The 19095-nt window shown below is 68.0% G+C and carries 28 protein-coding genes; 24 read left to right on the top strand and 4 right to left on the bottom strand.

From position 1 onward, the window contains the following. Positions 1-12: 12 nt before the first annotated feature. The 19 genes from rpsN to ACK4S2_RS04205 all read left to right on the top strand — a co-directional run bounded on the left by rpsN (position 13) and on the right by ACK4S2_RS04205 (position 11706). Positions 13-318, top strand: coding sequence for a 30S ribosomal protein S14 (gene rpsN, locus ACK4S2_RS04295; RefSeq protein ID WP_409620668.1), 306 nt, complete (start codon positions 13-15; stop codon positions 316-318). Positions 319-328: 10 nt separating this feature from the next. After that, on the top strand, positions 329-727 hold the full coding sequence (rpsH, locus tag ACK4S2_RS04290) for a 30S ribosomal protein S8 (protein WP_409620666.1): 399 nt from the start codon (positions 329-331) through the stop codon (positions 725-727). Between the two features lie 10 nt (positions 728-737). Further along, positions 738-1271, top strand: a complete 534-nt coding sequence (rplF, locus tag ACK4S2_RS04285) for a 50S ribosomal protein L6 (RefSeq protein ID WP_409620664.1) — start codon at positions 738-740, stop codon at positions 1269-1271. Between the two features lie 11 nt (positions 1272-1282). Beyond that, complete coding sequence (rplR, locus tag ACK4S2_RS04280) at positions 1283-1642, top strand: 50S ribosomal protein L18 (protein WP_409620662.1); 360 nt, start codon at positions 1283-1285, stop codon at positions 1640-1642. A 10-nt stretch (positions 1643-1652) separates the two neighbouring features. Next, a complete protein-coding gene (gene rpsE / locus ACK4S2_RS04275) occupies positions 1653-2231 on the top strand; it encodes a 30S ribosomal protein S5 (RefSeq protein WP_409620660.1) in 579 nt (192 codons plus the stop codon). Between the two features lie 11 nt (positions 2232-2242). Next, a complete protein-coding gene (gene rpmD / locus ACK4S2_RS04270) occupies positions 2243-2434 on the top strand; it encodes a 50S ribosomal protein L30 (protein ID WP_409620658.1) in 192 nt (63 codons plus the stop codon). 96 nt (positions 2435-2530) lie between these two features. Further along, complete coding sequence (locus ACK4S2_RS04265; RefSeq protein ID WP_409620656.1) at positions 2531-2866, top strand: ribonuclease E inhibitor RraB; 336 nt, start codon at positions 2531-2533, stop codon at positions 2864-2866. A gap of 127 nt (positions 2867-2993) precedes the next feature. Then, complete coding sequence (gene rplO, locus ACK4S2_RS04260; protein ID WP_409620654.1) at positions 2994-3470, top strand: 50S ribosomal protein L15; 477 nt, start codon at positions 2994-2996, stop codon at positions 3468-3470. Positions 3471-3568: 98 nt separating this feature from the next. Next, positions 3569-4924, top strand: coding sequence for a preprotein translocase subunit SecY (gene secY, locus ACK4S2_RS04255; RefSeq protein ID WP_409620652.1), 1356 nt, complete (start codon positions 3569-3571; stop codon positions 4922-4924). A gap of 9 nt (positions 4925-4933) precedes the next feature. After that, a complete protein-coding gene (locus ACK4S2_RS04250; RefSeq protein WP_409620650.1) occupies positions 4934-5584 on the top strand; it encodes an adenylate kinase in 651 nt (216 codons plus the stop codon). A 187-nt stretch (positions 5585-5771) separates the two neighbouring features. Further along, entirely contained in the window at positions 5772-6140 is a 369-nt protein-coding gene (gene rpsM, locus ACK4S2_RS04245; protein WP_409620648.1) for a 30S ribosomal protein S13, read from the top strand. 15 nt (positions 6141-6155) lie between these two features. Further along, positions 6156-6557 carry a 30S ribosomal protein S11 gene (rpsK, locus tag ACK4S2_RS04240; RefSeq protein ID WP_409620646.1) on the top strand — a complete coding sequence of 134 codons (402 nt, stop codon included), beginning with the start codon at positions 6156-6158 and terminating at the stop codon, positions 6555-6557. Positions 6558-6672: 115 nt separating this feature from the next. Further along, a complete protein-coding gene (locus ACK4S2_RS04235) occupies positions 6673-7689 on the top strand; it encodes a DNA-directed RNA polymerase subunit alpha (protein WP_409620644.1) in 1017 nt (338 codons plus the stop codon). Positions 7690-7825: 136 nt separating this feature from the next. After that, positions 7826-8245 (top strand): 50S ribosomal protein L17, encoded by a 420-nt coding sequence (gene rplQ / locus ACK4S2_RS04230; protein ID WP_409620642.1) that lies wholly within the window; start codon positions 7826-7828, stop codon positions 8243-8245. Positions 8246-8356: 111 nt separating this feature from the next. Continuing rightward, positions 8357-9739, top strand: coding sequence for a Do family serine endopeptidase (locus ACK4S2_RS04225; RefSeq protein WP_409620640.1), 1383 nt, complete (start codon positions 8357-8359; stop codon positions 9737-9739). Positions 9740-9828: 89 nt separating this feature from the next. Then, positions 9829-10293 carry a ribonuclease HI gene (gene rnhA / locus ACK4S2_RS04220; RefSeq protein WP_409620638.1) on the top strand — a complete coding sequence of 155 codons (465 nt, stop codon included), beginning with the start codon at positions 9829-9831 and terminating at the stop codon, positions 10291-10293. After that, positions 10290-10910, top strand: coding sequence for a trimeric intracellular cation channel family protein (locus ACK4S2_RS04215; RefSeq protein ID WP_409620636.1), 621 nt, complete (start codon positions 10290-10292; stop codon positions 10908-10910). The genes rnhA and ACK4S2_RS04215 overlap by 4 nt, the downstream gene beginning before the upstream one ends. Positions 10911-10950: 40 nt before the next feature. Then, a complete protein-coding gene (locus tag ACK4S2_RS04210) occupies positions 10951-11442 on the top strand; it encodes a transcriptional regulator (protein ID WP_409620634.1) in 492 nt (163 codons plus the stop codon). 84 nt (positions 11443-11526) lie between these two features. Beyond that, complete coding sequence (locus ACK4S2_RS04205) at positions 11527-11706, top strand: CTP synthetase (RefSeq protein ID WP_409620632.1); 180 nt, start codon at positions 11527-11529, stop codon at positions 11704-11706. 11 nt (positions 11707-11717) lie between these two features. On the opposite strand, the gene ACK4S2_RS04200 is transcribed toward ACK4S2_RS04205, so the two are convergent. The 4 genes from ACK4S2_RS04200 to ACK4S2_RS04185 are packed head-to-tail and all read right to left on the bottom strand — an operon-like array spanning position 11718 to position 14250. Then, positions 11718-12542, bottom strand: coding sequence for a DMT family transporter (locus tag ACK4S2_RS04200; RefSeq protein ID WP_409620630.1), 825 nt, complete (start codon positions 12540-12542; stop codon positions 11718-11720). Beyond that, on the bottom strand, positions 12543-13784 hold the full coding sequence (locus ACK4S2_RS04195) for an NAD(P)/FAD-dependent oxidoreductase (RefSeq protein WP_409620628.1): 1242 nt from the start codon (positions 13782-13784) through the stop codon (positions 12543-12545). It abuts the gene before it with no gap. After that, complete coding sequence (locus ACK4S2_RS04190) at positions 13781-14035, bottom strand: hypothetical protein (RefSeq protein ID WP_409620626.1); 255 nt, start codon at positions 14033-14035, stop codon at positions 13781-13783. Before ACK4S2_RS04190 ends, ACK4S2_RS04195 begins: the two co-directional genes overlap by 4 nt. Continuing rightward, positions 14032-14250: a hypothetical protein gene (locus ACK4S2_RS04185; protein ID WP_409620625.1), complete on the bottom strand. Its 219-nt coding sequence runs from the start codon at positions 14248-14250 to the stop codon at positions 14032-14034. The genes ACK4S2_RS04190 and ACK4S2_RS04185 overlap by 4 nt, the downstream gene beginning before the upstream one ends. 204 nt (positions 14251-14454) lie before the next feature. Between ACK4S2_RS04185 and ACK4S2_RS04180 the strand changes: the two genes are divergently transcribed. The 5 genes from ACK4S2_RS04180 (at position 14455) to ACK4S2_RS04160 (ending at position 19094) form a co-directional block, all read left to right on the top strand. Beyond that, on the top strand, positions 14455-15057 hold the full coding sequence (locus tag ACK4S2_RS04180) for a TetR/AcrR family transcriptional regulator (protein ID WP_409620623.1): 603 nt from the start codon (positions 14455-14457) through the stop codon (positions 15055-15057). Between the two features lie 136 nt (positions 15058-15193). Then, positions 15194-15541 (top strand): hypothetical protein, encoded by a 348-nt coding sequence (locus ACK4S2_RS04175; protein WP_409620621.1) that lies wholly within the window; start codon positions 15194-15196, stop codon positions 15539-15541. 99 nt (positions 15542-15640) lie between these two features. After that, the gene (locus ACK4S2_RS04170; protein WP_409620619.1) at positions 15641-16714 is read left to right on the top strand and encodes a DUF6902 family protein; all 1074 of its coding nucleotides are present in this window, start codon (positions 15641-15643) and stop codon (positions 16712-16714) included. Beyond that, the gene (locus tag ACK4S2_RS04165; protein ID WP_409620617.1) at positions 16711-17655 is read left to right on the top strand and encodes a DMT family transporter; all 945 of its coding nucleotides are present in this window, start codon (positions 16711-16713) and stop codon (positions 17653-17655) included. Before ACK4S2_RS04170 ends, ACK4S2_RS04165 begins: the two co-directional genes overlap by 4 nt. Before the next feature lie 68 nt (positions 17656-17723). Then, on the top strand, positions 17724-19094 hold the full coding sequence (locus tag ACK4S2_RS04160; protein ID WP_409620615.1) for an aspartate aminotransferase family protein: 1371 nt from the start codon (positions 17724-17726) through the stop codon (positions 19092-19094). The last annotated feature ends 1 nt before the right edge of the window (position 19095 follow it).

The following is a 19095-nucleotide window of genomic DNA, read 5'->3' as shown; positions in this document are numbered from 1 at the left end:
GAGGACAGGACAATGGCAAAAGTCTCCATGGTCGAACGGGAGAAGAAGCGCGCGAAGCTGGTGAAGCTCTACGCTCCCAAGCGGGCCGCGCTGAAGGAAATCGTCAAGGACCAGTCGAAACCGATGGAAGAACGGTTCCGTGCCAGCCTGAAGCTGGCCGCACTGCCGCGCAACTCGTCGGCCACCCGGCTGCATAACCGCTGCGAACTGACCGGGCGTCCGCACGCCTTCTATCGCAAGCTGAAACTGTCGCGGATCATGCTGCGCGAACTGGCCTCGTTCGGCCAGATCCCGGGCATGGTGAAGTCGAGCTGGTAAGGAGGATCACATGTCGATGAACGATCCGCTCGGCGATATGCTGACCCGCATCCGTAACGCGCAGATGCGCGGCAAGTCCACCGTGACCACGCCGGCTTCGAAACTGCGCGCCTGGGTGCTGGATGTGCTGTCGGCCGAAGGCTACATCCGCGGCTACGAGCGCACGACCGATGCCAACGGTCAGCCCGCGCTGGAAATCAGCCTGAAATACTTCGAAGGCACCCCCGTGATCCGCGAGATCAAGCGGGTGTCCAAGCCCGGTCGCCGCGTCTACATGGGCGTCAAGGAAATCCCGGCGGTCCGCAACGGCCTGGGCGTTTCCATCGTCTCGACGCCGAAAGGCGTGATGTCGGACGCAAATGCGCGCGCTGCCAATGTCGGCGGCGAAGTGCTTTGCACCGTGTTCTGAGGAGGGTGGGATGTCTCGTATTGGGAAAAAGCCGGTCGAGCTGCCCAAGGGGGTTACTGCCTCCCTGTCCGGCCAGACCATCGAAGTGAAGGGCCCCAAGGGTGCCCGCAGCTTTACCGCCCCCGACGACGTGGCGCTGACCATCGACGGCACCGCCGTCAAGGTCACGCCGCGCGGCACCTCGAAGCGCGCCCGCTCCATGTGGGGCATGTCGCGGTCGATGGTGGCGAACCTCGTCACCGGCGTCACCACCGGCTTCAAGTCGGAGCTGGAAATCCAGGGCGTCGGCTATCGCGCCGCGATGCAGGGCAACGCGCTGAAGCTGTCGGTGGGTTATAGCCACGAAGTGGTGTTCACCCCGCCGGCCGGTGTCACCGTCACGTCGCCCAAGCAGACGGAAATCGTGGTGGAAGGCATCGACCAGCAGCTGGTCGGCCAGACCGCCGCGAACATCCGCGAGTGGAAGCGCCCGGAGCCCTACAAGGGCAAGGGCATCCGCTACAAGGGCGAGTTCATCTTCCGCAAGGAAGGCAAGAAGAAGTAAGGGGCGCAATCATGGCGAACACGAAAAGAGAGCTGTTCATCAAGCGCCGCCTGCGCGTGCGGAACAAGCTGCGGAAAATGTCCGACGGGCGCCTGCGCCTGTCGGTGCACCGGTCCAACAAGAACATCAGCGCCCAGCTGATCGACGACGTGCGCGGCGTGACCGTTGCCGCCGCCTCGACGCTGGAAAAGGAGCTGGGGTTCTACGGCAAGAACAACATCGAGGCCGCCACCAAGGTGGGCGCGACGATTGCCGAGCGGGCCAAGGCGGCCGGGTTCGAGGAGTGCTACTTCGACCGCGGCGGTTTCCTGTTTCACGGAAAGGTCAAGGCGCTTGCCGATGCCGCCCGTGAAGGTGGCCTGAAGTTCTGAGGAGACGGACATGGCAGAAAGAGAAAACCGCCGGGAAGGCCGCCGCGAAGACCGTCGCGAGCGTGCCGAGGAAACCCCGGAATTCGCCGACCGTCTGGTGGCGATCAACCGCGTCTCCAAGACCGTGAAGGGCGGCAAGCGCTTCGGCTTTGCGGCTCTGGTCGTGGTGGGTGACCAGCGCGGCCGCGTCGGCTTCGGCAAGGGCAAGGCCAAGGAAGTGCCCGAGGCGATCCGCAAGGCGACCGAACAGGCCAAGCGCAGCATGATCCGCGTTGCCCTGCGCGATGGCCGGACCCTGCACCACGACATCGAAGGCCGCCACGGTGCGGGCAAGGTCGTGATGCGCGCCGCCGTGGCGGGCACCGGCATCATCGCCGGCGGTCCGATGCGCGCGGTGTTCGAGATGCTGGGCGTCCAGGATGTCGTGGCAAAGTCCATCGGCAGCCAGAACCCCTACAACATGATCCGCGCGACCATCGACGGTCTGAAGCTGGAATCGTCCCCCCGTATGGTCGCGGCGCGCCGCGGCAAGAAGGTGGCCGACATCCTGAAGAAGCCCGAAGCCGAAGCCGTCGCGGTCGAAGCCTGAGGAGAAGCACGATGACGAAGAAAACCATCGTCGTGCAGCAGGTGGCCTCGGCCGCCCGCCGCCCTGCGATCCAGACTGCGACGCTCAAGGGTCTTGGTCTGAACAAGGTGCGCCGCACCCGCGAGCTGGAGGATACCCCGGCGATCCGCGGCATGGTCAACAAGATCCCGCATCTTGTGAAGATCATCGAAGAGCGCGGCTGAGGGCATGATTGCCCTTGACCGAATCCGGCGCCCCGGCCCGCAGGCCGGGGCGTTGCCATTGGGGCGGTATCGCCCGCCCGCAACAAGGAGCCAGCGATGGACCTGCAAGACCAGCGTGCCGAGACCGAGTCGGTATTCCGCGAAATCATGGCCAAGGGCGACGTGCCGGCCAGCGCTTCGGTCGATTTCCAGTTCGTGCCCGAGACGGACGATGCCGATTGGGATGCGCTGACCGACGCTGCCGAGGCCAAGGGCTATGAGGTCGCCTGGTATCAGGGCGACGACGAGGACGACACCTGGATCGAGATCACGGCCCCCGAAGGCCCGGTGACCTTCGAGGCGATCTGGGCGCATGAGGAACGGCTGACGCTGCTGGCTGCGGTGCACGGCTTTGCGGCCGAAGGCTGGGGCCTTTACGTCAGCGAGGCGTGACCCGCTTGCGCGGCGCGGGCGTCGGGTGTAATGCCGACCGGTGGCGCATCGCGCCGCAAGAATCAAGAAATGCCGTGTTTGCCCCATCCGTCGCAGGCGGGGCAGTTCCGGCCAAGGAGAGTGCGACATGAAACTGAACGAACTGCGCGATAACCCCGGCGCCGCCAAGAAGCAGAAGCGCGTGGCACGCGGCCCGGGTTCGGGCAAGGGCAAGACGGCCGGCCGCGGGATCAAGGGCCAGAAATCGCGCTCCGGCGTGGCGCTCGGTGGTTACGAAGGCGGCCAGATGCCGCTGTATCGCCGCCTGCCGAAGCGCGGCTTCAACAAGCCGAACCGCAAGGAATGGGCGGTCGTCAACCTCGGCATGATCCAGAAGTTCATCGAGGCCGGCAAGCTGGCGGCCGACGCGGAAATCACCGAGGACGCGCTGATTGCCGCTGGTGTGACCGGCCACAAGCGCGACGGTATCCGCGTGCTGGGCAAGGGCGAGATCACCGCGGCGGTGACGCTGGTGGTTTCCGGTGCGTCGAAATCGGCGGTCGAGGCGATCGAGAAGGCGGGCGGCAAGATCACGCTGACGGCGCAGCCGGCGGCTGCCGAATAAGGTTGCAGGCGGGGCTTGCCCCGCTTACATCTGCCCCAGTTTTCCCGCGCCGCCGACCGGAAGATGGTCCGGCGGCGCTGTCATGAAAGAGACCGGACATGGCATCTGCTGCAGAGCAAATGGCGGCGAACCTCAGCTGGGGCAGCCTGGCCAAGGCCACGGACCTGCGCCAGCGCATCTTCTTCACCATCGGGCTGCTGATCGTGTATCGCATCGGCACCTACATTCCGGTGCCGGGGATCGACGCCGTTGCCCTGAAGGAGTTCATGGACGAAGCGGCGGCCGGCATCGGCGGCATGCTGAACATGTTCACCGGCGGCGCGATTTCGCGCATGGGCATCTTTGCGCTCGGGATCATGCCATATATCTCGGCCTCGATCATCGTGCAGCTGCTGGCGGCGATGGTGCCAAGCCTGATGGCGCTGAAGAAGGAAGGCGAGGCCGGGCGCAAGAAGCTGAACCAGTATACCCGCTTCGGCACCGTGGCGCTGGCGTTCTTTCAGGCCTGGGGCATCGCGGTCAGCCTGGAGGCAGGCGATCTGGCGCATGATCCGGGCCTGTTCTTCCGCGCGGCGGTGGTCATCACGCTGGTCGGCGGCACCATGTTCCTGATGTGGCTGGGCGAGCAGATCACCCAGCGCGGCATCGGCAACGGCATCAGCCTCATCATCTTTGTGGGCATCGTCGCCGAAATCCCCAGCGCGCTGGCGCAGTTCTTCAGCCAGGGCCGTTCCGGCGCGATCAGCTATCCGGTCATCATCGGGGTGATCGTGATGGTGGTGGCCGTGATCGCCTTTGTGGTGTTCATGGAGCGCGCGTTGCGCAAGATCCACATCCAGTATCCGCGGCGCCAGGTCGGGATGAAGGTTTATGACGGCGGCTCGAGCCACCTGCCGATCAAGGTCAACCCGGCCGGCGTGATCCCGGCGATCTTCGCGTCGTCGCTGCTGCTGCTGCCCGTTACGGTCTCGACCTTTTCGGGCAACCAGACCGGGCCGATCATGTCGACGATCCTGGCCTATTTCGGGCCGGGGCAACCGCTGTATCTGCTGTTCTTTGCGGCCATGATCGTGTTCTTCAGCTACTTCTACACCGCCAACGTCGCCTTCAAGACCGAAGACGTGGCGGATAACCTGAAGAACCAGACGGGGTTCATACCCGGCATCCGCCCCGGCAAGAAGACCGAGGAATACCTCGACTACGTGGTCAACCGCGTGCTGGTGCTCGGGTCGGCCTACCTTGTCGCAGTTTGCCTGTTGCCCGAGGTTCTGCGCAGCAATCTTGCGGTGCCGTTCTACTTCGGCGGAACCTCGGTGCTGATCGTGGTGTCGGTGACGATGGACACGATCAACCAGGTGCAAAGCCACCTGCTGGCGCACCAGTATGAAGGCCTTATCGAGAAAAGCCGTCTGGGCGGCAAGAAACGCGCGAACCGCGCCCCTGCCCGGCGCTGAGGACCGACGATGCCGAACATCATCCTGTTGGGGCCGCCAGGAGCTGGTAAGGGAACCCAGGCCAAGCGGCTGGAAGACGAACGCGGCATGGTGCAGCTTTCCACCGGCGACATGCTGCGCGCGGCCAAGGCCAGCGGCACCGAAATGGGCCGCAAGGTGGCCGCGGTGATGGACCGGGGCGAGTTGGTGACCGACGAGATCGTCATCGGCCTGATCGAGGAACGCCTGACCGGGGCCGCCGGCGGCGGGTTCATCTTCGACGGGTTCCCGCGCACGCTGGCGCAGGCCGATGCGCTGGAGGCCCTGATGGCGCGCGTGGGCCAGAGCCTGGATGCCGTGATCGAAATGCAGGTCGATGATGCGGCGCTGGTCGCGCGCATCACCGGCCGCTACACCTGCGGCGATTGCGGGGCTGTTTATCACGACGTGACCCGGCCCACGGCCGTTCCCGGCGTCTGCGACGTCTGCGGCTCGCACAAGATGGTGCGGCGCGCCGACGACAACGAGGACAGCCTGAAAACCCGGCTGATGGAATACTACAAGAAGACAAGCCCGCTGATCGGCTACTACCATGCCAAGGGCAAGCTGCACGGTGTGGATGGCCTGGCCGAGATGGATGCGGTGGCGGCGGCCATTGCGAAAGTGCTTGACAAGGCGTGACGCGCCTTGACGCGACCGTGAAAACCCCATAGGGAACGGCGTCCCGCAAGGGAATCGTCGAAAGGGCTTCGCCCCGGGGCGAAGCAACATCCGAGGCGATGCAAAGGCCCGCGGGCATCCGGCCCTGGGACTCGCGTTGTGAAAAAAGGTTCTGGCACGACGGAACCGCAACGAAAGGAAGATACGCGTGGCACGTATTGCTGGCGTCAACATCCCCACTGCAAAGCGCGTTCCGATCGCGCTCCAGTACATCCACGGCATCGGCCCGCATGTGGCCGAACTGATCTGCGAGGCTGTCGGCATCGACCGCGCCCGCCGCGTCAACGAACTGTCGGATGCCGAAGTGCTCGCGATCCGCGAACATATCGACGCGAACTTCACGGTCGAAGGCGACCTGCGCCGCGAAGTCTCGACCAACATCAAGCGTCTGATGGACCTTGGCTGCTACCGCGGCCTGCGTCACCGCAAGGGCCTGCCGGTCCGCGGCCAGCGCACCCACACCAACGCCCGCACGCGCAAAGGCCCCGCAAAGGCCATCGCCGGCAAGAAGAAGTAAGGGGAGCGGACGCAGATGGCACGCGACACCAAATCGGCCGCCCGCGGCGGCAAGAAGAAAGAGCGCAAGAACATCGCCTCGGGCGTTGCTCATGTGAATTCGTCGTTCAACAACACCAAGATCCTGATCTCGGACGTGCAGGGCAACGCGATCTCGTGGTCGTCGGCCGGCACGATGGGCTTCAAGGGTTCGCGCAAATCGACCCCCTATGCGGCCCAGATGGCTGCCGAGGATGCCGGCCGCAAGGCGCAGGAACATGGTGTGAAGACCATCGAGGTCGAAGTGCAGGGCCCGGGTTCGGGCCGCGAATCGGCGCTGCGCGCCCTGGCCGCGGTGGGGTTCAACATCACCTCGATCCGCGACGTCACCCCGATCGCGCACAACGGCTGCCGGCCGCCCAAGCGGCGCCGCGTCTGACGCCGGCGAAACCTTTGCGGGCCGTGCCTTCCGGGCGCGGCCCATACGTCATTGAAGATCCTCGGGCGTCTGCGGTTACGGACATGGCCGACAGGCAGGTATGGAGGCGACACGCATGATCCACAAGAACTGGCAAGAACTCATCAAGCCGCAACAGCTTGAGGTCAAGCCGGGCGCCGATCCCAGCCGGATGGCCACCCTGGTTGCCGAACCGCTGGAACGCGGTTTCGGTCTGACGCTTGGCAACGCGCTGCGGCGTGTGCTGATGTCGTCCTTGCAGGGCGCCGCGATCACCAGCGTGCAGATCGACAACGTGCTGCACGAGTTTTCCTCGGTGGCCGGTGTGCGCGAAGACGTGACCGACATCGTCCTGAACCTCAAGGGCGTCGCCATCCGCATGGAGGTCGAGGGGCCCAAGCGCCTGTCGATTTCGGCCAAGGGGCCGGGCGTCGTCACCGCGGGCGACATTTCGGAATCGAACGGCATCACCATCCTGAACAAGGAGCACGTGATCTGCCACCTGGACGAAGGCGCCGACGTGTTCATGGAGCTGACCGTGAACACCGGCAAGGGTTATGTCTCGGCCGACAAGAACCGGCCCGAGGATGCGCCCATCGGCCTGATCCCGATCGACGCGATCTATTCGCCGGTCAAGAAGGTCAGCTACGAAGTGCAGCCGACCCGCGAAGGCCAGGTGCTGGACTATGACAAGCTGACGCTGAAGGTGGAAACCGACGGGTCGCTGACCCCGGAAGACGCCGTGGCCTATGCCGCGCGCATCCTGCAGGACCAGCTGTCGATCTTCGTCAACTTCGACGAACCGGAATCGGCCAAGGCCGGCGAGCTGGACACCGGGCTGGAGTTCAACCCGCTGCTGCTCAAGAAGGTGGACGAGCTGGAACTGTCGGTCCGTTCGGCGAACTGCCTGAAGAACGACAACATCGTCTATATCGGCGACCTGATCCAGAAGACCGAAGCCGAGATGCTGCGCACCCCGAACTTCGGCCGCAAGTCCTTGAACGAGATCAAGGAAGTGCTGGCCGGCATGGGCCTGCACCTGGGCATGGAGGTCGAGGATTGGCCGCCGGAAAACATCGAGGATCTGGCCAAGCGCTTCGAGGACCAGTTCTGACATCCGCCCCGGGCCCGGCCCGGGGCGCGTCCGGCAATGCCCGGACCGCCGGGGAACATATGGGCAATCCTGCCCCAACGACGGGCCTCGCTACGCACGGGGCCCAACACAAAGCAAAAGACGTAAGGAGACCATCATGCGTCACGCCCGCGGCTACCGCCGCCTGAACCGCACCCACGAACACCGCAAGGCGCTGTTCGCCAATATGTCGGGCTCGCTGATCGAGCACGAGCAGATCAAGACCACCTTGCCCAAGGCCAAGGAACTGCGCCCGATCATCGAAAAGCTGGTCACGCTGGCCAAGCGCGGCGACCTGCACGCCCGCCGTCAGGCTGCCGCGCAGCTGAAGGAAGAGCGCCACGTTGCCCGCCTGTTCGAAATCCTGGGCCCGCGCTACAAGAACCGTCAGGGCGGCTATGTCCGCGTGCTGAAGGCCGGCTTCCGCTATGGCGACATGGCGCCGATGGCGATCATCGAGTTCGTGGACCGTGACACCAGCGCCAAGGGCGCTGCCGACCGTGCCCGCAGCGAAGCCGCCGAGGCCGCCGAGGACTGATTTCTGCCGCTTGGCAGACCGGGGGCCCGCCGCACGCCGGCGGGCCTTTTGCTGTCTTGCGACTTTCGGCGCCGGCGCCCATATCGTCAGCGCACCAGCCCGGAGGATGTCATGCGCCTGCCCTTGATCCTGTCCGCCCTGCTGATCGTTGCCGCCCCGCTGGGGGCCGAAACGCGTGTCCCGGCAAGCCAGGCCGAGATCACCCTGTCCTTTGCCCCGGTGGTGAAACAGGCGGCGCCGGCCGTGGTGAACATCTATGCGACCCGTGTGGTGGAAACCCGGGTCAGCCCGTTCAGCGGCGATCCGTTCTTCGACCGGCTGTTCCGCGATTTCGGCGCCGCGCGCCCCGAGGTGCAGAATTCGCTGGGGTCGGGGGTGATCGTCGGCGCCGGCGGGCTGGTGGTTTCCAATTACCATGTGGTCGATGCCGCCACCGACATCACCGTCGTGTTGCAGGATCGCCGCGAGTTCGCGGCCGAGGTCGTGCTGGCCGACCGCGACAACGATCTGGCCGTGCTGCGCCTGAAGGAGGCGACCGACCTGCCGGTGCTGCCTTTCCGCGACAGCGACGGGGTCGAGGTCGGCGAGCTGGTGCTGGCCATCGGCAACCCGTTCGGCATCGGGCAGACGGTCAGCATGGGCATCGTTTCGGCGCTGGCGCGGTCGTCGATTTCGGTGGGCGACGGGCGCGGCTATTTCCTGCAGACCGATGCGGCGATCAACCCCGGCAACTCGGGCGGTGCGCTGGTCGATGCGCAAGGGCGGCTGGTCGGGATCAACACCGCGATCCTGACGCAGTCGGGCGGGTCGAACGGGGTGGGCTTTGCGATTCCGTCGAACCTTGTGCGCGCGGTGGTGGCGCAGGCCGAAGCGGGGGCCACGCGGTTTCAGCGGCCCTGGGCCGGCGTGAACGGGCAGGCGGTCGATGGCGCCCTGGCCGAAAGCCTGGGCCTGCCGCGCCCCGAAGGGGTGATCCTGTCGGACCTGCACCCCGAAAGCCCGCTGGCGAAGGCCGGGTTGCAGCCGGGCGATGTGGTCGTGGCGCTGGACGGGGCGCCGGTGAACTCGCCGCAAGAGATGATCTTTCGCATGTCGGCCCGCGGCGTCGGCGCGCAGGTCGAGCTTGGCTACCTGCGCAAGGGCAAGGAACGGCAGGCCCGCATCACCCTCATCGCCCCGCCCGATACCCCGGCGCGCGACCCGCGCCGGATCGGCCCCGGCAGCGCGCTGGAAGGGCTGGAGGTGGCGCGGATCAACCCGGCGGTGATCGCGGAATGGGGTTTGCCGATGCAGGCCGAAGGCGTGATCGTGACCGGCGTGCAGGCCTGGGCCGCGCAGGCCGGGCTGAGCCCCGGCGATGTGGTGCTGGCCATCAATGGCGAACGCGTCGCCACCCCCGCCGATGTCGAGCGCGCCGCCCGTGCCCAGACCCGAAGCTGGGCCATCGACCTGATCCGCAACGGCCAGCCGCTTCGGCTGCGATTCCGGGTCTGATCGCGCAGCGGCCCGCCGGGGGAAAGGCTTGGCCTCTGGCCCTTGCCGGCAATCCCGCGTATGGGCACATCGAACCGCAAGGAGGCCCGATGCCCGAGCTTTTCGCCTATACCGACGGTGCCTGTTCCGGCAACCCGGGCCCCGGGGGCTGGGGCGTGCTGCTGGTGGCGCGCGAGGGCGAGGCGACGCTGAAGGAACGCGAGCTGAGCGGTGGCGAGCCCGAAACCACCAACAACCGCATGGAACTGATGGCGGCCATTTCGGCGCTGGAAAGCCTGGGCCGGCCTTCGGCGATCACGCTGGTGACCGACAGCGCCTATGTGAAGAACGGCGTCACCGGCTGGATCCACGGCTGGAAGCGCAACGGCTGGCGCACCGCCGACAACAAGCCGGTCAAGAACATGGACCTGTGGCAACGCCTGGATGCCGCGCAGGCGCGCCATCAGGTGACCTGGCGCTGGATCAAGGGCCATGCCGGGCATGCCGAAAACGAACGCGCCGACGCTTTGGCCCGGGCCGGCATGGCGCCGCACAAGCGCGGAAAGCCGCAATGACGCTGGTTCAGGCGCTGGATCTGGCCTCGGTCTTTGTCTTTGCGCTGACCGGGGCGCTGGCCGCCAGCCGGGCGCAGCTGGATATCGTGGGTTTTGTCTTCGTCGCCTGCCTGACGGCGGTGGGCGGCGGCACGCTGCGCGACCTGCTGCTGGACCGCAAGGTGATCTGGGTGGCCGAACCGCTGTATCTGGGCGTCGCGTCCAGCGCCGCGGTGCTGGTGTTCCTGACCGCGCATCTGCTGGAAAGCCGCATCCGCACGCTGGCCTGGCTCGATGCCTGCGCGCTGGCGGTTGCGGTGCCGGCGGGCACCGGCGTGGCGCTGGGGCTGGGCCAGCCCTGGCCGATCGTGCTGGTCACCGGCATCGTCACCGGCTGCATGGGCGGGCTGATGCGCGACGTGGTGTGCAACGAGGTGCCGCTGGTGCTCAAGCAAGGCGAGCTTTACGTCACCTGCGCGCTGGCCGGCGCCGGGGCGGCGCTGCTGGCCTTGCAGGCCGGCCAGCCCGAGCCGGTGGCGCTGCTGATCTGCGCAGGGGTGACGCTGGCCTTGCGCGCCGGGTCGCTGGCCTTCGGCTGGCGGCTGCCGGTCTACAAGGCGCGGCCGCCGCGGCGCTGATCCCCCTTTCGCGGCGTGCGGCTTGCGCTATGCTGCGCGCATGGCCAGACCTCGCAGCGTTCCCGATACCGTGGTGCATCAGGCCGTCCTGGCGCTGATCCGCACAGGCGGCGAAAAGGCGGTGACCTTTTCGGCCGTCGCTGCGCGGGCCGGGTTGGCGGCAAGCTCGCTGGCCGAACGGCACGGCAGCGTGGCGGGCATGATCGCTGACGCCCGCAAGGGCGCCTGGGACGAGATCGAGGCCGCAACCGCCGCCGCCCTGGCCGAGGCGCCGATGACGGCGAAGGGGGCGATCGGGTTGCTCAAGGCGCTGTCGGCGCAGGGCCCCGCGCCGGTCGCGGCCGACCCGGCCCGCGCGGCCGAATGGCGCCGCAGCATCGAGTCGGGGCTTGCCGCGCGGTTGGGCGACGGGCCGAAAGGCCGAGAGGCCGCCGCGATCCTGTTCGCCTTCTGGCAAGGGCAGTTGGCCTGGGATGCCGCGGGGCCCAAGACCGCCCGGCTGAAGGATGCGCTGCGCCGGCTTGGTGCCTGACGTCGCGCCGCCGACTTGATCCCGATCATGGCGGCTGTGCGCGCGGGTTCTACAGTCGCGGCCGGTTCCATTCGGGGGGTTGAGATGCCGCGCTTGTTCGGGCTGATGTTTTCGCTGGTGTCCACCGCGTTGATGGGCAGCGGTGTGGTGGTGGCGCTGACCGCAGGGTTTGTCACTCTGAAGGCCATTTTGCTGGCGGCAGCATCCGGGTTCGTGCTGGCGCTGCCGGTGGCATGGATCATCGCGCGGCGCCTCGCAGGCTGAAGCACCGCGCGTCAGCGCCGCAGCCCCAGCGCCACCCCGCCCAGCACCACGGCTGCGGCCAGAATCGCGGCCATGCTGGGCGGCTCGGCCAGAATGGCGGCGCCGCCCAGCATGGCCAGCACCGGCACCCCCAGTTGTGCCACTGCGGCCCGCCCCGCCCCCAGCGCCGGCAATACGGCGAACCACAGCGCATAGCCCAGGCCCGAGGTGACCGCCCCCGAGGCCACGGCCAGCGCCAGCCCAACGGCATCGACCTGCGGCGGCCAGAGCATCAGCGGCACCAGCACCACCGGCAGGCACAGCGCGAAATTGGCGGCCGTGGCGGCCAGCGGGTCCGCCTCGTGCTGCCCGCCCAGCGAATAGACGCCCCAGCCCACCCCGGCCAGCATCATCGCAAGCGCGGGCAGGGCGGCCGGCACCGCGCCGGCCCCCGGCCACAGCAGCACTGCAAGGCCCGTCAGCGCCAGCCCGGCGCCCAGCCAGCGCCGCGGCGGCAGCGGTTCGGCCGCCAGGGCGGCGCCGGTGAACATGGTGACCTGCACGGTGGCAAACAGGATCAGCGCCCCGGTGCCGGCATCAAGCGCAAGATAGGCGGCCGAGAACCCCAGCATATAGGCGGCCAGCCCCACCACCGCCTGCATCCGCCGGCTCGACCGCCACGCGGGGCTGGCCCCGCGCATCCGCACCAGCAGCCACAGCATCAGCGCCCCCGAGGCCACCCGCAGCGCGGCAAAGCCGAAGGCATCGGCATGCCCTGCGCCCACGGCCCAGCGGTTCAGCAGCGAATTGCCGGCAAAGGCCGCCATCGCCAGCGTCGTCAGCAGCATCAGCCGCATTCAGAACCGCCCCGGGCACAAGGGCGACAGGCCGGGGTCGGCATGGTTGCCGGCGATCACCGCCTCGACCAGCCGCGCGGTGGCCGGGGCCAGCGTCACCCCGATATGACCGTGCCCATAGGCATGAATCACCTCGGCCCCCGCTTGCGACGGCCCGATCACCGGCAGACTGTCGGGCATCGAGGGGCGAAACCCCATCCAGCTGCGGTCGGGCGGCGGCAGATCGGGAAAAACCGACCGGACACCCTGTTCCAGCCGCGCGAGCCGGTGCGGCGATGGCGGCGCGGTCAGCCCGCCCAGTTCGACGGTGCCTGCCGCGCGCAGCCGGCCCGCCATCGGGCACAGGTAGAACCCCAGCCGGGTCGGGCAGCAGGGGCGGCCCAGCAGCGGCTCGGCCATGTCCCATTCCAGGTGATAGCCGCGTTCGGTGTCCAGCGGCACCCGGTCGCCCGCCTGCCGCGCGAGGTCGCGCGACCGGGCGCCGGCGGCGATCACCACCCGGGTGGCGGTCAGATCCAGCCCGGGGCCGGTCAGGCGCACGCCGCGCGGGCCGCGCTCCAGCCGGTCGGCCCGGGTCTGGAGGTGCACGACACCGGCAGCAGCCACCGCAGCGGCCAGTCGCGCCATCATCTGCCCCGGGTCGGAAAGAAAGACCGCCTGCGGAAAGAACGCGCCCCCCGCCGCGGGCGGCAACCGCGGCTCCATCGTGGCCAGGGTGGCGGCGTCGAGCAGCTCTACCGCAACGCCCAGTGCCCGCCTTGCCGCCATGTCGGCCCGCGCGTCCTGCACCGCCTGCGTGCTGTCGTAGACGTAAAGCGCGCCAGAGCGGCGCAGCAGATCGGTCGCGCCGACCTCGGCGGCCAGTTCCAGCCACAGCGGCGTGGTATCGGCCAGCAGGTTGGCCAGCGCCGCCGCATTCGCCCGGGCGCGGTCCGGCAACGATTCGCGCAAGAACCGCAGCAACCACGGCGCCAGCGACAGGATGGCCGCGCGCCGGATCGCCAGCGGAGAGTTGCGGTCGAACAGCAGCGACGGCAGCGACCGCAGCACCGAAGGCGTGCCCACAGGCATCACCGCATAGTCGGCGATGGTGCCGGCGTTGCCGAAGCTTGCACCCATGCCCGGAACGCCCGGCTCGATCAGCACAACCTCGCGCCCGGCGCGCGCCAGGCGCAAGGCAATCGTCATTCCCACCACGCCGCCGCCGATCACGGCAATTTCGGCCCGCTGCCGTTCGGTCACGGATTTCCCCCGAGGTTCACCAGCATGACGACCGCCAGAAGGGCCGAGCTCCAGCCCATCGCCTTGCGGTCGGCGGCATGGTCGGGGGCGTGCCAGAAGCCGGCGAAGGCCGCAAGGGTTGCCCGCAGCCTCGGAAAGGCCTGCCCCGACTGCGCGACCGCCCGCGCACGCAGGCGAAACAGCGTGCGAAAGGCCAGGGCTGCCCAAACCGCAAAGACCAGCCCTTGCACCACCAGCCCGAGCGCGGTCATGGGTGCAACTGCCGGATCAGCCGCCGCGCCGACCAGATCGCCGTGCCCCCGAGGAACAGGCCGGCAATGCCGCCCACCTCGACCATCGCCGGCCCGGCCGGAAAGCCGCGCAGGGCCACCGCAACCGCCAGCAAGGCCAGCCCGCACAGGCTGAACCCCAACCGAAACCACAGCTCGCCCCGGGTCGGGCCGAATTTCTTCGGGTCTACAGCCATCGGTTGCGGCTCTGGTCTGCGGGGCAGGCGGGCAGGGGGGGCATGCCGGGCTCCTTCCAGTCGGGATCGGGCTGCATTCTGCGGCGCCGGTGCGGTATCGGCAAGCCCTGCAACCCGCCCTTGCGCCTTTGTCCGCTTTGCCGCAGCCTTGGCGGCATGGACAGCGTCTCGCCCCGCCCAGACCCCGTTGGCCGATCCGGCCAGTTGACCCGCGCCGACTGGGTGGCGGCGGCGCGTGCGGTGCTGGTGCAACGGGGCATCGGCGCCTTGGGCGTGCGGGCGCTGGCCGCAGAGATGAACGTCACGCCCGGCGCGTTCTACTGGCAGTTTCGCAACCTCGAAGCCTTGCACGAGGCGTTGCGCGCCGATTGGGCCGACCGGAACACCGCACCGTTCACGCGCGCCATCGGGGCCGCCGGCCCCGAAGGCCTGCGGCAATACCTGGCCTGGGTGCGCGTGGTGGTGATGGAGGACGAGTTCGACCCCGGCTACGACAACGCGATCCGCGACTGGGCGCACCACGCCCCGCGTACCGCCGCGATTCTGGCCGAGGTCGAGGCATTCCGCATCGCGCAGTTGCGCGGTGTGTTCCTGGCGCTGGGCTTTCAGGGCCACACCGCCGAGATCCGCGCGCGCGTCGCCTATTACCATCAGGTCGGCTACAACGCGATGCGGGTGCGCGAACCGCGCGAGCAGCGGTTGCGCAACGTGCCCTACTACGCCGAAATCCTGACCGATACCCGCGCGCTGACCGGCCTCAACGGTGCCGAGGCGGTCTTGCGGGTGCTGAACGGCGCTTCTTTCTGACATCGCTGGCCGAGCGATTCGCGCATAGGGCGAGTTTTTGCATTTTTATCTCTCAAAGGTAGTGGATTTCTATTTCCGAATCATCTCCAGGTTGTTAGCGTTTCTTTGCTGAACTTGCCAATCCTGGGGGATATCTGTGAACAACGCTCTGAAAATCAAAGAAAACGCTGAAGCTCTGGCCCGCGTCGCCGACCTGCACGGCGGCGAAGCTGTCGAGATGTTCTCGTCGGCGTCGATGCCGGTGGCCTTCGACCTGAACTGCGGCGACGCGGTGGAAATGATGTCGTCCGCCTCGCTGCCGGTGGCGTTCGACCTTGCCGATGGCGGTGCCGTGCAGATGTTCTCGTCGGCCTCCGCTCCGGTGGGGCACGGTATGGCCGGCGGCAACGCGGTCGAGATGTTCTCGTCGGCATCGCTGCCGGCCGGCCGCGATTTGCAGCGCGGCGAAGCGGTGCAGATGTTCTCGTCGGCGTCCGAACGCTGAGGCGCCACGGGTCGCAGGCTTGTCCTGCGACCCGGCCCGCCAAGACAGGCCCGGTATCCTGACCGAGGGGTGCCGGAAGCACCGGAGCCGAGCGGACCCATGTCGAACGTCGTTGCACTGCCTCAGACCGCGCGCACCCGCGCCCACGTTCCGGGTGCGGAACGGCTGGTCGATCTGTTTGCGAATCACCGTCACCCTGCCGACGATGCCCGTTGGCTCAAGGAAAACGCCGAGGCGCTGCGCCTGCTGGTGACCACCGGCCAAGGCCCTTCGCCCGAGGTGGTGTCGCGCGTCCACGGCGGCACGGCGCGCGACCTGCCACGCAGGCTGGCCTTCTTTCCGCAATACTACCGTTTCCACCTCTCGATCGCGCTGGATCTGGTGGCCCTTGGCCTGCCGGGCTTGCGCGCCGATGCGCTGGTGGCGCAGGCCATCGCCGACGGCCTTCCCGAAGCCGAATTGTCCGATCTTCAGCGGGCCGAAGCGCGGCTGTTCGCGCAGCGTGTCGGCCTGACGATGCCGGGGGATGCATCGCTGACCGACCGCTTGCTGCGGTTCGGGTCGCGCGCCGCCACTTTCGCGCTGCCCAACAAGAAGGCGGCCTACGAACTGACGCACATCGCCTTCTACCTGTCCGATTACGGGCGCCATGCCTTTGACGGGGCCGAGCGGCTGTGCGAAAGCCTGTCCTTCGCCGGCCTGGTGGCTTGCCTTGAACAGAACACCGACCTGCTGGCGGAAATCTGCGTGGCGCTGCGCTATTGCGGGGCGCCGCCGCCTGCCGCCTGGGAAGATGCCGTGGCCGCCGATCTGGCCGCGTTCCGCGTGGCTCCGGCCGAAGGCGCCGCCGGGCGCGACGATTATCATGCCTGGCTGATGGCGGCCTGGTCGGTTGCGGCCGCGGGAGGGGCGCCGCTGGCGCGGACCTTGCCCGCCGGGACGCTCGGGTTTGCCGCGCCGCGCCGCCCCTCGGCCTTGTCCGAGATTTCGGCGGCACTTCTGGAGCTCGACCTGGCCCGCACCCCCGACTGGCCTGTAATGCGGCGGCGCCTGGCACCGCGGCTGTCGGTGCCGGCGCTGGCCGTTCTCGACCGTGCCGCGGCATCGACCCCGGCATTCGAACCCTTCTTTGCCCGCTTCGTGCGGGCCACCCCGAAAGGATTTGCCGCATGAAGCGCGATGGCTGGGATATGGCGGTGGTAATCGGGGTGGGACTTGTGCTGTCCACCACCCTGGTGTCGGCGGCGGCCGATGGCCTGACCAAGCACCTGACCGGCAGTTTCGCCCCGCCGCAGCTCTATTTCTTCTGCGGTCTGGTCGTCGCCGGGATGAGCCTGCTGATGAACCGCGCCACACCTTCGATTGGCCCGACCGGGCGGCTGAGGACGCGGTTCGGGCGCCTGCTCGCCTTGCGCACGGTCCTGGTGCTGGTGTCGGTGGTCAGCTACTACCATGCCTTTGCCAATCTGCCGCTGGCTGAGGTGTTCGTCTTCATCGGCATGATGCCCTTGCTGGCCGCCATCCTGTCCCGCCCGGTGCTGGGCGAGCCTGTGGCGCCGGCGGCCTGGGTTGCGCTGGCCACAGGCGCCTGCGGGGTGTTGTTCCTGTTTCCGCAAGGGGTGGCGGGCATCGGCTGGGGGCACCTGATGGCGGCCTTCGGGGTGCTGTCGGGCACGCTGTCGCTGGTTCTGATGCGCCGCATGACCAAGCAAGAGCCGAACACGCTGGCGCAGGTGTTCTGGCCCCATGCGGCGATGGTGGTGGTGATGGGGGCGGCCTTGCCCTTTGTCTGGCAACCGATGTCGCTGGCCGATGCCGGGTTGGTCGCGGCCTATGCCAGCGCCGTGTTTCTGGCGCGCTGGTTGATGGTGCCCGCGCTGCTGCGGCTGCGGGCGCATGTGGCTATGATGCTGATGAACCTGCAATTCCTGTGGATGGTGGGGATCGGGCGGATTGCCTTTGGCGAGGTGCCGGCCCTCGGCACGCTGATCGGCGCGGCCTGCATCATCGGTGCCGGGTGCTTCCTGGTGGTGGAACAGGCCCGCGCCCGGGGCGAACTGCCTGCCCGGCGCCCGTCGGCTGCGCCGCCGGCCCACGCAACCCCGGCGGAATGACCCCCCGGGCAGGGTGTGGACGCCCGGCGGCCGTGCAGGTATGACAAGGCAAACCGCAAGGAAGCCTCATGTCTGCCCCCGAACTCGTTGCCGGCGTGCCCTCGGCGCGCCTCGCCCTGATCGCCGAGCGTGAAGCCCGCCGCTTTGCCGCATCGCGCCCCCGAACCCGTGCCGCGCTGGAGGCAGGGGCGGCGCCCTTCCTCGACCGCGTGCCGATGCACTGGATGAAGGACTGGCCGATGCCGTTTCCGCTGGTGGTCGCCAAGGCCGAAGGCGCGCGGCTGGAGGACCTGGACGGTTTCGGCATCGACGATTTCTGCCTGGGCGACACGGGCAGCATGTTCGGCCATTCGCCGGCGCCGGTGGCCCGCGCCATCCGCCGCCAGGCGCGGCGCGGCCTGACCTACATGCTGCCGACCGAGGCCGCGTTTCAGGCCGGGCAACTGCTGACCGAACGCTTCGGCGATTTCCGCTGGCAGATCGCCACCACCGCGACCGACGCCAACCGTTTTGCCCTGCGCGTGGCGCGGGCGGTGACGGGGCGGCCGAAGGTTCTGGTGTTCAACGGCTGCTACCACGGCACGGTCGATGACTGCATGGTCACGCTGGATCAGGGCCGCACCGTCAATCGCCCCGGTCTGGTCGGGCAGGTGGCCGACCTGTCGGCGCTGGCCGTCTGTGTCGAATTCAACGACATGGCCGCGGTCGAGGCGGCCCTGGCCGCCGGCGATGTCGCCGCCGTGCTGACCGAGCCGGTGATGACCAATTCCTGCATGGTGCTGCCCGAACCCGGGTTTCACGCCGCCTTGCGCGCGGCGACCCGGCGGCACGGTGCCTTGCTGATTATCGACGAAACGCACACCCTGTCGTCGGGTCTGGGCGGCTATACCCGGGTGCACGGGCTGGAGCCCGATATCTTCGTCGCCGGAAAATGCGTCGCCGGCGGCATGCCCACTGCCGTCTGGGGCCTGACACCCGAAGTGGCCGCCCGCTTTGCCGACTACGAGGTCACGCGCGCCCCCGGCCATTCCGGCATGGGCACCACCCTGTCGGCCAACCCGATGCAGTTCGCCTGCCTTGTCGCCAATCTGGCCGAGGTGATGACGGCGGAAAGCTATGCCCATATGGAAAAGGGGGCCGAACGGTTGGCGGCGGGTCTGTCCGCCGCCTTGTCGAAACACGGGGCGCCCTGGCATGTGGTGCGGGTCGGTGCGCGGGTGGAATTCATCTGCGCGCCGGGCCCCTTGCGCAACGGCACCGAGGCGGCGGCGGCGCACCAGCCGCAGGTCGAAGCCGTCGTGCACACCATGCTGCTCAACCGCGGTTGCCTGATCGCGCCGTTCCACAACATGATGCTGGTCAGCCCGGCCACGAAGAAGCGCCAGATCGATCGTCTGATCGCGGCCTTCGACGAAGTGCTGACGGAATTGTTCGGATAAC

It is taken from the genome of Gemmobacter sp., assembly GCF_046292685.1.
Taxonomy (GTDB): Bacteria; Pseudomonadota; Alphaproteobacteria; order Rhodobacterales; family Rhodobacteraceae; genus Wagnerdoeblera.
Note: the sequence above shows the minus strand (reverse complement) of the source record. Positions and strands in the feature narration are given on the sequence as shown.

Bases quoted from the DNA above. Each gene is read 5' to 3' on its own strand.
- rpsN (WP_409620668.1), top strand. From the start codon at position 13: ATGGCAAAAGTCTCCATGGTCGAACGGGAGAAGAAGCGCGCGAAGCTG.
- rpsH (WP_409620666.1), top strand. From the start codon at position 329: ATGTCGATGAACGATCCGCTCGGCGATATGCTGACCCGCATCCGTAAC.
- rplF (WP_409620664.1), top strand. From the start codon at position 738: ATGTCTCGTATTGGGAAAAAGCCGGTCGAGCTGCCCAAGGGGGTTACT.
- rplR (WP_409620662.1), top strand. From the start codon at position 1,283: ATGGCGAACACGAAAAGAGAGCTGTTCATCAAGCGCCGCCTGCGCGTG.
- rpsE (WP_409620660.1), top strand. From the start codon at position 1,653: ATGGCAGAAAGAGAAAACCGCCGGGAAGGCCGCCGCGAAGACCGTCGC.
- rpmD (WP_409620658.1), top strand. From the start codon at position 2,243: ATGACGAAGAAAACCATCGTCGTGCAGCAGGTGGCCTCGGCCGCCCGC.
- ACK4S2_RS04265 (WP_409620656.1), top strand. From the start codon at position 2,531: ATGGACCTGCAAGACCAGCGTGCCGAGACCGAGTCGGTATTCCGCGAA.
- rplO (WP_409620654.1), top strand. From the start codon at position 2,994: ATGAAACTGAACGAACTGCGCGATAACCCCGGCGCCGCCAAGAAGCAG.
- secY (WP_409620652.1), top strand. From the start codon at position 3,569: ATGGCATCTGCTGCAGAGCAAATGGCGGCGAACCTCAGCTGGGGCAGC.
- ACK4S2_RS04250 (WP_409620650.1), top strand. From the start codon at position 4,934: ATGCCGAACATCATCCTGTTGGGGCCGCCAGGAGCTGGTAAGGGAACC.
- rpsK (WP_409620646.1), top strand. From the start codon at position 6,156: ATGGCACGCGACACCAAATCGGCCGCCCGCGGCGGCAAGAAGAAAGAG.
- ACK4S2_RS04235 (WP_409620644.1), top strand. From the start codon at position 6,673: ATGATCCACAAGAACTGGCAAGAACTCATCAAGCCGCAACAGCTTGAG.
- rplQ (WP_409620642.1), top strand. From the start codon at position 7,826: ATGCGTCACGCCCGCGGCTACCGCCGCCTGAACCGCACCCACGAACAC.
- ACK4S2_RS04225 (WP_409620640.1), top strand. From the start codon at position 8,357: ATGCGCCTGCCCTTGATCCTGTCCGCCCTGCTGATCGTTGCCGCCCCG.
- rnhA (WP_409620638.1), top strand. From the start codon at position 9,829: ATGCCCGAGCTTTTCGCCTATACCGACGGTGCCTGTTCCGGCAACCCG.
- ACK4S2_RS04215 (WP_409620636.1), top strand. From the start codon at position 10,290: ATGACGCTGGTTCAGGCGCTGGATCTGGCCTCGGTCTTTGTCTTTGCG.
- ACK4S2_RS04210 (WP_409620634.1), top strand. From the start codon at position 10,951: ATGGCCAGACCTCGCAGCGTTCCCGATACCGTGGTGCATCAGGCCGTC.
- ACK4S2_RS04205 (WP_409620632.1), top strand. From the start codon at position 11,527: ATGCCGCGCTTGTTCGGGCTGATGTTTTCGCTGGTGTCCACCGCGTTG.
- ACK4S2_RS04200 (WP_409620630.1), bottom strand. From the start codon at position 12,542: ATGCGGCTGATGCTGCTGACGACGCTGGCGATGGCGGCCTTTGCCGGC.
- ACK4S2_RS04190 (WP_409620626.1), bottom strand. From the start codon at position 14,035: ATGACCGCGCTCGGGCTGGTGGTGCAAGGGCTGGTCTTTGCGGTTTGG.
- ACK4S2_RS04185 (WP_409620625.1), bottom strand. From the start codon at position 14,250: ATGGCTGTAGACCCGAAGAAATTCGGCCCGACCCGGGGCGAGCTGTGG.
- ACK4S2_RS04170 (WP_409620619.1), top strand. From the start codon at position 15,641: ATGTCGAACGTCGTTGCACTGCCTCAGACCGCGCGCACCCGCGCCCAC.
- ACK4S2_RS04165 (WP_409620617.1), top strand. From the start codon at position 16,711: ATGAAGCGCGATGGCTGGGATATGGCGGTGGTAATCGGGGTGGGACTT.
- ACK4S2_RS04160 (WP_409620615.1), top strand. From the start codon at position 17,724: ATGTCTGCCCCCGAACTCGTTGCCGGCGTGCCCTCGGCGCGCCTCGCC.